Here is a 10,203-nt window from a genome sequence, read left to right as displayed (position 1 = left end):
TTTTTTTCGACTTTTTTGCACAAAAAAGCACGCACCTTTCGATGCGTACTTGAACTATTTTATGAATTTCTTAAGTTAATGACATTGCTATTAGCTATCAACTATTACCTTTCCACGCAAAAAGAGCCGTGAAAATACATGTACTTTCATGGCTCTTTCATTTACAGCTCGAGGCCGGTCATCCGATATTCGCCGTGGCGCCTACCCTGACTCTTCCGTCCGCTTTTCCGTCATTGTTGTAACGGATGCGGCCGTCGCCGGATATTTCAAAAATCGGCTTCCCTTCAGGCCGCTTCTTCTCTTCTTTATAGCCCAGGGATTCCAGCTCCCGGGCGTATTCTTTTTTCAGTTTGACGAGGGTCTCTCCATCGTCGCCTTTCTGGCTGTTGTTTTCCAGAAGGTTCTTGATGATGCCGGCCAGTTCATAGCGGGTGATTTCACCGCGGTTGAAAAATTTTTCATCGTAGTCCGGCGCTTTTCCCTCGCTGCACAGGGTCCTTACCGTCCGATAATCCCAGGATTTCGGGCTCACCGAATCGAAGGAGTTCGGCGCATAGGGATTATAGGCAAAGGCGGTGAAGGAAGCCGCCGCAAGGAGCATGGTGAGAAAAAGTTTCTTCTTCATATCAGTCACAGATCTTTCCTTCAATCCTGGCCATGAGTTCATCCTTTCCTTCACCGGTGAGAGAGGAATAGGCGATGGCCGGTGCGTCTCCGGGGAAATATTTATCCAGGAGCCTTTTATTCTTTGCCAGTTCATTCCGCTTCAGTTTGTCCCCCTTCGTGCCGATGATCTGGAGATCCGGCGCGATGGAGCGGAGCCATTCATACGCTTTCATGTCGATGGGAAGGCCCGGATGGCGCAGGTCGATAAGGAGACCGATCATGACCAGGTTCTTTGACTGCTCCATGTAACGGGCGATAAAGCCGGACCAGCTGTCCCTGTTCTGCTGGGTGGTCTTTGCAAAGCCGTAACCCGGCAGGTCCACCAGGTACCAGTCCTGCCGCTGTTCTTCCCCGTCCAGGGTCCTTCTGGACTGGATGGCATAGTAATTGATGGTCCTCGTCTTGCCCGGTTCCCTGGAAACATAGGCAAGCTTCCGCTGGCCGCAGAGGGAATTGATGAGGGAGGACTTGCCCACGTTGGAGCGGCCGATGAAGGCGATTTCCTTCTTCTCATCCTTCACGTACTGGGAAGAATTGACCGCTGCGCATACATAGGCAGAGGAAAAAATGTGAAAACTATTGACTTCTTTGATTTCAGCCAAGATGCACCTCCTTTGGGGGGATATGACTGTATAAATTAGTTTTTAGTTTTTAGTTGTTAGTTGTCAGCTGTTACGTATTACTAATTACTAACTGCTCACTTCACCAGCGCATGTTCCAGCACGTCGGTCACGTTCTTTACGTAGACGAAGTGAAGCTTGTCGCGGACAGATGCAGGAATTTCATCCAGGTCCCGTTTATTTTTTTCAGGGAGAAGGATCTGTGTGATGCCGAGCTGGCTGGCAGCCAGGACTTTTTCCTTCACCCCGCCGATGGGGAGGACTTCCCCGGTGAGGGTGATTTCGCCGGTCATGGCCGTATCGCCTCTTACTTTTCTGCCGGTATAGGCAGAAGCCATGGCAGTCGCCATAGTGACCCCCGCAGAAGGTCCGTCCTTGGGCACGGCCCCTTCGGGCAGATGGATATGGGTATCCAGTTTTTCATAGAAATCATCGGAGAGACCCAGTTCTTTCGCACGGCTCCGGATGTAGGTATAGGCGGTCTCCGCCGATTCCTTCATCACGTCTCCCAGCTGGCCGGTGAGGATGAGGTTTCCCTTTCCTTTGATGGTGACTGCTTCGGTATCGAGCACTTCGCCGCCTGCCACGGTCCAGGCAAGGCCGTTCACCCGGCCCACGGCATCGGGATGATTGTCGGTCATGGGCATGAATTTCACAGGGCCCAGATATTTTTCCAGGGTCTTTGCGTTAAGAGCGGGAAGTCTGTCATCTTCCAGGACGATCTTCTTGCCCACCTTCCGGCAGAGGGAACCGATGGTACGTTCCAGTTCGCGGACGCCCGCTTCCCTCGTATAGCCGCGGATGATCCGGCGGATGAGAAGGTCCGTGAAGCTGATATCCTTCTCTTTGATGCCGTTTCTTTCCATCTGGCGTGGAATGAGGTACTGCTTTGCGATTTTCACCTTTTCATCTTCCGTGTAGCCGGAAAGTTCGATGAGTTCCATACGGTCCAGAAGGGCCGGCGGAATGGTGGAAATGGTATTGGCGGTGGCCAGGAAAAAGACTCTGGAGAAGTCGAAAGGAATATCGATATAGTTATCATGAAAAGCCTTGTTCTGTTCCGGATCCAGCGCTTCGAGAAGGGCGGATGCCGGGTCTCCCCTGTAATCGGCGCCCACTTTATCGATTTCATCGAGAAGGAGCAGCGGATTCTTCGTCTTCGCCTGGTTAATGGCTTCAATGAAACGGCCCGGCATGGCACCGATATAGGTGCGGCGGTGGCCGCGGATTTCCGCTTCATCATGAATGCCGCCCAGGGAAATGCGGACGAATTTTCTTCCCATGGAATTGGCAATGGACTGGGCGAGCGACGTCTTGCCCACGCCGGGAGGACCTACGAAACAGATGATGGGCGCTTTGGCATCGGGCGCCAGCACGCGGACAGCCAGGTACTCCAGGATTCTTTCCTTCACTTTTTCCAGTCCGTAATGATCATGGTCAAGGATGATCTTCGCCTGTTTGAGATCCAGCTTGTCTTCGCTTTCCTTCGTCCAGGGCAGGCCGAATACCCAGTCCAGGTAGTTTCTGGCTACGGCGGTTTCTGCCATCATAGGCGGCATGGCTGCCAGATGGTCGATTTCTTTGGAGAGCTTTTCCTTATATTCTTCCGGAATGCCGGAATTTTTCAGTTTTTCCCTGTAATCATCGGCTTCCTGCTCCTGGCTCACCGTATCACCCAGACGGTCGTGGATGGATTTGATTTTCTGGCGAAGGAAATAATCCTGCTGTTCCTTCTCCATTTTGCTGCGGACATCGCTGTTGATTTCCGCTTCCAGTTTTCCGATCTGTATTTCTTCATCAAGAAGGCGGCGCACCATCTGGAGACGGGTCATGACATCCGTTTCTTCAAGGATTGCCTCTCTCCTCTGCGGGGTCAGGATGAGCTGGGCGGAAATAAAATCCGCCGTTTCGCCGGGATCGGTGATCCTCTTCAGCTGTTCCATCTGGTCATCGGGAAGGCCCTGCTTCGTATTGTGAAGCCATTCGAAGAAAGCCTTCAGGATGGTCCTCCGGTAGGCCTCTGCCTTCAGTTCATCTTCGGGCTTTTTTTCTTCCAGGTCATCCACATCGGCAGAGAGGTATTCCTCCTCTTTCATGATTTTCAGGATGCGGACGCGGGAAACCCCTTCTGCCAGGATGCGGATGAGTCCGCCCGGCAGCTGGAGCATCTGGCTGATTTTAATAACCGTGCCCACGGTATAAAGGTCATCGGTGCCCGGTAATTCCTGTGACGGGTCTTTCTGCATGGCAGTCACCAGGTAACGGTCGCCTCGGCCTGCCTTCCTCACGGCATTGGCGGATTCCTTGCGGCCGATATCCAGATTCACGGTCATACGGGGATAAATGACGATATCTTTCAGCGCTACCAGAGGGAGGTTCAGCGCTGGTTTATTTTCAGTAGTAATTTCTTCCATATACATTCCTCCATAATCATTATTGTAACACAGGTGGGGAGGAGATTCATTGATTAAGGGAAAATAAGAATTCGCAAAAACCGGCTGTGTTTGACTTCTATCTCAATCGTTCTTCGTGATTCGTTGTTCGTTCTTCGTCAATGGAGTACATGCAGCTTTTAAATGGCTGCGTCTGATTTCTTCACGAAATCATCTATTTCCTGCCTCAGGACCAATTCCCATAGAAATCCGTTTCATGTTTAAGGAAGGACGAAAACGATTGGCCAATGAAAATCAGATTCAAGGACAGAATCTGTCTTTTGGTCCCAAAAAGCCGGGACCGGTATAGCCGGCTCCGGCTTTTCGAAGGAATGCTCTTTACTGCAGGGTCTCACCTTTGCGGATGAGGACCGGTTCGGAGTGTTTCAGCACTACATCTTCCGTGACGATGCACTTTTCCACATCCTTCATGCTCGGGATTTCATACATCACTTTCTGCATGATTTTTTCAATGATAGCACGAAGTCCGCGGGCTCCTGTATTTCTTTCAATTGCCTGCTTTGCAATGGCATGGATGGCTTTTTCGTCAAATTCCAGTTCCACGTTGTCCATAGCCAGCAGTTTCTGATACTGTTTCACCAGGGCATTCTTCGGGTCTGTCAGGATCTTCACCAGGGCTGCTTCATTGAGCGGGTGGAGAGGAACGATGACTGGCAGGCGGCCGATGAATTCGGGGATGAGCCCGAATTTCAGGAGATCTTCCGGCTGTACCTGCTGGAGGAGTTCAGCCATGTCCTTCTGGTCTTTTTTCTCGATGTCCGCGCCAAAGCCCATGACGCTCTTGGTGAGTCTTCTGTCAATGACTTTATCGATGCCTGCAAAAGCTCCGCCGCAGATGAAGAGGATATTGGTGGTATCGATCTGGATCATTTCCTGATTCGGATGTTTTCTGCCGCCCTGGGGAGGAACGCTGGCAACGGTCCCTTCGAGAATCTTCAGGAGTGCCTGCTGTACGCCTTCTCCGGAGACGTCTCTCGTAATGGAGGGGTTTTCCGACTTCCGGGCGATTTTATCGATTTCATCGATATATACGATGCCCCGCTGGGCTTTTTCAATATCGTAGTCGGCAGCCTGGATGAGGCGGAGGAGGATATTTTCCACATCTTCCCCTACATAGCCTGCTTCCGTGAGCGTTGTAGCATCGGAAATAGCGAAGGGTACGTCCAGGAAACGGGCCAGGGTCTGGGCAAGAAGGGTCTTGCCGGAGCCTGTGGGCCCAAGCATGATGATATTGGACTTCTGCAGTTCGATCCCATCATCGTCACCTTCATGGGCAATCCGCTTGTAGTGATTGTAAACGGCTACGGCCAGGGCCATCTTTGCATCATCCTGCTCGATGACATACTGGTCGATGTATTCCTTGATTTCAACCGGGGTGGGCAGCTTGAAATGGGGAGCCGACTTCTTTCTGTCTGCTTTCAGTTCCTCTTTGAGGATGTTGGAGCATACTTCGATGCATTCGTTGCAGATATAGACGCCGGGGCCGGCAATGAGCTTTTCCACTTCATCGCCGGAACGGCCGCAGAAGCTGCATACCGGAGTGGGTTCATTTTTATTTCTCAATGGATGCCTCCTTATTTTGCTTTGACAAGTTCGTTTCGGGTGAGAATCTTGTCGATGAGGCCATAATTTTTCGCCATTTCCGCAGTCATGAAGTTGTCTCTTTCCGTATCATTGCGGATGGTCTCCAGCGGCTGTCCGCTGTGTTTGGAGAGGATGCCGTTCAGTTCTTCCCGAAGGCGGAGGATTTCACGGGCATGGATTTCGATTTCCGTGGCCTGTCCCTGGACACCACCTAAAGGCTGATGGATCATGATATTGGAATGAGGCAGGGCATATCGTTTGCCCGGTGCGCCGGCCGTAAGGAGTACGGCTGCCATGCTGGCGCAGGAACCGATGCAGATGGTGGAAACATCGGGACGGATGTACTGCATGGTATCGTAAATGGCGAGCCCTGCGGTGACTACACCGCCGGGGCTGTTGATATACAGGTGAATGTCTTTGGACGGGTCTTCTGCTTCCAGGAAGAGGAGCTGGGCAATGATGACATTGGCCATATGGTCTTCAATCTGGCCGTCCAGGAAAATAATTCTGTCTTTCAGAAGGCGGGAGTAAATGTCGTAGGACCTTTCTCCCTGGGCTGTCTGTTCAACAACAATCGGTACATATGCCATAGTAAAGCACCCTTTCTTTTTGGAAATTGTCCTCCCTTCTGATGGGGAGAACAGGAAAATACAGGGGTTTTTATATGGTCGAAAGAGACGCCGGTCATCCCCGCGTCTCTTTTTACCATCATGAGTTACCTGATTGAATTCATAGGCACCCATTAGTGCCTGCCACTTGCGGGATATTTCCTGTAAATGGGATCCTTCCGGACAGAGAAGTCTTACTGAGCGTCAGCGGGAGCTTCAGCCTTCGGTGCTTCTTCAGCAGCCGGAGCTTCTTCAGCTTTCGGGGCTTCTGCTTCTTCTTTGTCAGCTTCTGCCTTCTTTGCGGAACCGTAGATGAAAGCAGCTGCTTTCTTGCGGAGGACGGAGTTAACGAGCATACCTACACGGTCTTCGTCTTTAATGATCTTCATAACGTCTTTCGGATCAGCATTGAACTGGTGAGCCATGCTGTAAACTTCCATGGAGAGGTCCTGGTTGTTTACTTCGAGCTTTTCTTTGTCAGCGATGGTTTCAAGAACGAGGCCCTGACGAACCTGTTCTTCAGCGGTTTTTTCATAGTTCTTGCGCAGTTCTTCTTCGGTCTGGCCGAGACGCTGGAGATATTTTTCAAGGGTGGAATTCTGGGCTTCCACATTCAGTTTGATTTCATTGACGATTTCGTCGATGCGCTGTTCTACCATTTCATGAGGAATATCCACTTTGGAGTTTGCTACTGCCTGGTTAACCAGTGCTTCGTGGTATTCTTCTTCAGCTGCCTGGATAGCCTGGAGCTGCATCTGCTGTTTAATAGCTGCTTTCAGGTCGTCCATCTTGTCGTACTGGGAGATGGATTTTGCGAATTCATCGTCCAGTGCAGGGAGCTGTTTGCGTTTAACGTCATTGATATGTACGGAGAATTCTGCTTCTTTGCCTTTGAGAAGGTCTACGAAATAGTCTGCCGGGAAAGTAACTTTAACGGTTACATCGTCGCCTGCCTTGTGGCCTTCGAGCTGTTCTTCAAAGCCCGGGATGAAGCTCTGGGAACCGATTTCCAGCGGATAGGACTTGCCTTCGCCGCCTTCAAATGCCTGGCCGTCTACGGTGCCTTTGAAGTCAATCACTGCGAAATCGCCCTTTGCGAGGACTGCGCCGTCTTCTGCCTTTTCAAGCTTTGCATTCTGTTCTGCTGCATTCTTCAGCTGGGTAAGAACGTCTTCATCGGTGATTTCCGGGTTCTTTCTTTCAGCGGAGAGGCCTTTGTATTCGCCCAGTTCTACTTCCGGACGTTTAACGAAAGAGGCGGTGAATTTAGCGCCGTCAGCTTCGGAGAAGGATTCTTCCTTGACTTCCGGAGAGGTGACAGGAATCAGTTTTTCCTGGGTCAGAGCTTCATTCAGTGCTTCATTGATGACGATGTCCTTGGCTTCTGCTTCTACAGCAGCTTTGCCGAAGTGCATTTCAAGGATCTTGCGACTTGCCTTGCCTTTACGGAAACCGGGGATTCTGACCTGGTTGGCAATGCGGGCTACGGCTCTCTTGAAACCCTTCTGTACAACTTCAGCCGGCAGTTCTACTGCCACGGAAACCTTGTGCTGATCCAGTGCCTCTACTTTTACGTTCATAAAAAATATTCCTCCTTAAGTCGGCAGACCGACAATAATGAACCTTTTTAGTGTTTTACAATGTACGATAAATCGCAAGTTATATTTTAGCACAATGTAAATAAAAAAACAAATATGTCAGGAAATGAAATTGCATTTTTTTGTGACCGGTATAGAGAGTTGTTAGTTATCAGCTGCATTGTACACAGGCGGAAGGCGGAACTTTTCCCCATAAGGACCATCCGCTGTACCTTATTTCTATATACATAATGTTTAAGTAACAAGCTATCCGCCCGGAAGTCAGGCCGCTGATCACTGCAAACTGCTGACTTTGAATCCAAAGATTTTGAAAATTCAATTTCTTTAAAGATTATAACTCAAAGAAAAGCTTTGCCGGTCCCTCCAGATTTCCTTTGCGTGATGCCAGCACCAGCTGGCTGGTCAGGGCTTCTTCCTTCAGGATTCCCACGGTAAGGCGGCTGCTCTCACGAAGGACCGATTCCGGCACCAGGGCCAGGCCCAGGCCTTCTTCCGCCCACTGGCGGCAGGTGCGCGCATCATCAGCCACACAGTATATATTGGGCCGGAAATTTTCTTTACCACATTCGTTCAGGATGATTTTCTCCCAGCGCCGGTAGAGGATGAGAGGCGCCTCCTTCAGATCGCTCAGACGGTAAACTTCTTTATGAAAATCAGGGAAACAGTCAATCTTCGCCCCCACCCCCATCAGGCTGCGGGCCAGAGGCTTCATTTCCAGCCCATAAGTGGAAAAAGGCGAGCGGAGAAGAGAGACGTCTATCTTCCCTTTCCTCAATTTTTCAAGCAGTTCGTAGCTGTTTCCTTCATATACTTTGATCTGGATGTGGGGGTATTTCGACTGAAAGAGGTGGAGCCGGTCATACAGTTTTTCATGGCCCCCGGAAGAAACGAGGCCGAGCCTTAAGATTCCCTGATGACCGGACTGGAAGGTGGATATTTCCTCCCGCGCCGCTTCTTCCAGCTCCAGCATTTCCGCCGCATACCGATAGAGCCGGCTGCCTGCCTCGGTGGGCGTTATCTGCCGTGCTCCTCGCTGGAAGAGAGAGACTCCCAGTTCCTGCTCCAGAAGGTGCATCTGGGAAGAAAGAGGCGGCTGGGAAATATGGAGCTTCCTCGCCGCCCCGGTGATGGTTCCTTCTTCTATAATGGTTTTAAAGTAATTAAGCTGCCGTAAATCCATACGTCCTCCATATGGTTTAGAAAGAAATAAATATTTTTCATATGCCTCTTTATCTGCTATGATACATACATTCCAATTGATGTGCAATACTTTGCACAATATTTCTTTTAAAGTCACTCTTCAGGAGCGATAAAGTATACTCTCAAGGGAGGAAAAAATGAAGCTGCTGATTATGCTTTTCCTGACGTTTGCCAAAATTGGGGCGGTCACCTTTGGCGGCGGTTATGCCATGCTGCCCATCCTGCAGAGGGAAGTGGTAGAGAATCATCACTGGGCCACCGATGAAGAACTGATGGACTATTTCGCCCTGGGCCAGGTAACGCCCGGCATGATTGCGGTCAATGTGGCCACATTCATAGGGCTCAAGCTCAAAGGATTCTGGGCAGGCCTCTTTGCCACCATCGGTGTCATTACCCCGTCCATGATCATCATCACCATCATCGCCATGTTCCTCACCCACTTTGAGGAAAATCCTTTCGTCATCCATGCGTTCACAGGCATCCGGGCCTGCGTATGCATCCTCATCCTGGATGCAGTCCTCAAGCTGGGGAAAAAATCGGTCCATGACAAACGGACCCTCTTCATCTACCTCCTCATCCTGGCCATCACGCTTCTGGCGCCGGTATCCCCTGTCATTTCCGTCGTGGCGGCTGCAGTCATCGGTTTCTTCCTGAAACCCTCCGCAAAGAAAGAAGGTGCCTCCAAATGATATGGCTCCTCATGTTCTGGGAATTTTTCAAGGCAGGCCTCTTTGCCGTAGGCGGCGGTCTTGCCACCCTTCCCTTCCTCTATGATATTTCCCAGCGCACCGGCTGGTTCACCTTTGAAGATATCGCCAATATGATCGCTATCTCCGAATCCACTCCGGGCCCTCTGGGTGTCAATATGGCCACCTATGCCGGATACCAGTCCCTGGGAATTCCGGGAGGCATCTTTGCCACCCTTTCCCTCACCGCCCCTGCCCTCATCGTCATCACTGCGGTGTATGCGGTACTGACGAAGTTTAAAGAATCCGATGCAGTGCAGCGTATCTTCTACGGCCTCCGCCCCGCATCCACCGCCCTCATCACCGCAGCCGGCCTGGGCGTAGCCAAGGTAGCCCTCCTGAATCTTCCCCTTTTCCAGACCTCCGGCGCCATGACCGACCTCTTCCGCATCCAGCCAATCATCCTGGCAGTGATCATCTATGCGGCCCTCGTCAAATTCCGCTGGCATCCGATCACCTATATCGCCCTCTCCGCTGTGGCAGGGATTGTGTTCTCTATGTAATTTGAGTGATAAGTGGTAAGTGAAAAGTGATAAGTGAAGGTGGCGCCTTAAAATAAAAGGCGCCATTTTTATATCAGGGGATTATCCAAATACAATTTTCCATCCTCTATAGTAAAAATAATAAAACATAATAGGGTAGAGTTATTAGCCCTCCCATTGCACCGTACGTACGGTCCTCGTATACGGCGCTACATTGTTACATCTATTCCTTAAGCTCAGATAGTA

General features: G+C 50.6%; 9 protein-coding genes. 2 read left to right on the top strand and 7 right to left on the bottom strand.

Features of this window, described 5'->3' with window-relative positions; all coding sequences use genetic code 11:
• Window positions 1-178: 178 nt before the first annotated feature.
• The 7 genes from QZN42_RS09195 to QZN42_RS09165 form a co-directional block, all read right to left on the bottom strand.
• Window positions 179-634 (bottom strand): hypothetical protein, encoded by a 456-nt coding sequence (locus QZN42_RS09195; protein WP_296956896.1) that lies wholly within the window; start codon window positions 632-634, stop codon window positions 179-181.
• Window positions 627-1,268: a ribosome biogenesis GTP-binding protein YihA/YsxC gene (gene yihA / locus QZN42_RS09190; RefSeq protein WP_296956894.1), complete on the bottom strand. Its 642-nt coding sequence runs from the start codon at window positions 1,266-1,268 to the stop codon at window positions 627-629. Before yihA ends, QZN42_RS09195 begins: the two co-directional genes overlap by 8 nt.
• A 95-nt stretch (window positions 1,269-1,363) precedes the next feature.
• Entirely contained in the window at window positions 1,364-3,700 is a 2,337-nt protein-coding gene (gene lon / locus QZN42_RS09185) for an endopeptidase La (protein WP_296956892.1), read from the bottom strand.
• Window positions 3,701-4,057: 357 nt separating this feature from the next.
• Window positions 4,058-5,302: an ATP-dependent Clp protease ATP-binding subunit ClpX gene (clpX, locus tag QZN42_RS09180; protein ID WP_296956888.1), complete on the bottom strand. Its 1,245-nt coding sequence runs from the start codon at window positions 5,300-5,302 to the stop codon at window positions 4,058-4,060.
• Window positions 5,303-5,313: 11 nt separating this feature from the next.
• Window positions 5,314-5,913 carry an ATP-dependent Clp endopeptidase proteolytic subunit ClpP gene (gene clpP / locus QZN42_RS09175; RefSeq protein WP_296956885.1) on the bottom strand — a complete coding sequence of 200 codons (600 nt, stop codon included), beginning with the start codon at window positions 5,911-5,913 and terminating at the stop codon, window positions 5,314-5,316.
• 212 nt (window positions 5,914-6,125) lie between these two features.
• On the bottom strand, window positions 6,126-7,511 hold the full coding sequence (tig, locus tag QZN42_RS09170; protein ID WP_296956882.1) for a trigger factor: 1,386 nt from the start codon (window positions 7,509-7,511) through the stop codon (window positions 6,126-6,128).
• A gap of 349 nt (window positions 7,512-7,860) precedes the next feature.
• On the bottom strand, window positions 7,861-8,709 hold the full coding sequence (locus tag QZN42_RS09165; protein ID WP_296956880.1) for a LysR family transcriptional regulator: 849 nt from the start codon (window positions 8,707-8,709) through the stop codon (window positions 7,861-7,863).
• 157 nt (window positions 8,710-8,866) lie between these two features.
• Here QZN42_RS09165 and QZN42_RS09160 point away from each other — a divergent pair, with 157 nt between their 5' ends.
• Both QZN42_RS09160 and QZN42_RS09155 read left to right on the top strand, forming a co-directional pair.
• Window positions 8,867-9,418, top strand: coding sequence for a chromate transporter (locus tag QZN42_RS09160; protein WP_296956877.1), 552 nt, complete (start codon window positions 8,867-8,869; stop codon window positions 9,416-9,418).
• Entirely contained in the window at window positions 9,415-9,978 is a 564-nt protein-coding gene (locus tag QZN42_RS09155) for a chromate transporter (RefSeq protein ID WP_296956874.1), read from the top strand. Before QZN42_RS09160 ends, QZN42_RS09155 begins: the two co-directional genes overlap by 4 nt.
• Window positions 9,979-10,203 lie beyond the last annotated feature (225 nt).

It is taken from the genome of uncultured Dialister sp. (assembly GCA_900314595.1).
GTDB lineage: Bacteria > Bacillota > Negativicutes > Veillonellales > Dialisteraceae > Dialister.
Note: the sequence above shows the minus strand (reverse complement) of the source record. Positions and strands in the feature narration are given on the sequence as shown.

What these genes read in the sequence shown, in the direction of transcription:
- lon (WP_296956892.1), bottom strand. Translation starts at nt 3,700, where the DNA reads ATGGAAGAAATTACTACTGAAAATAAACCAGCGCTGAACCTCCCTCTG.
- clpP (WP_296956885.1), bottom strand. Translation starts at nt 5,913, where the DNA reads ATGGCATATGTACCGATTGTTGTTGAACAGACAGCCCAGGGAGAAAGG.
- tig (WP_296956882.1), bottom strand. Translation starts at nt 7,511, where the DNA reads ATGAACGTAAAAGTAGAGGCACTGGATCAGCACAAGGTTTCCGTGGCA.
- QZN42_RS09165 (WP_296956880.1), bottom strand. Translation starts at nt 8,709, where the DNA reads ATGGATTTACGGCAGCTTAATTACTTTAAAACCATTATAGAAGAAGGA.
- QZN42_RS09160 (WP_296956877.1), top strand. Translation starts at nt 8,867, where the DNA reads ATGAAGCTGCTGATTATGCTTTTCCTGACGTTTGCCAAAATTGGGGCG.
- QZN42_RS09155 (WP_296956874.1), top strand. Translation starts at nt 9,415, where the DNA reads ATGATATGGCTCCTCATGTTCTGGGAATTTTTCAAGGCAGGCCTCTTT.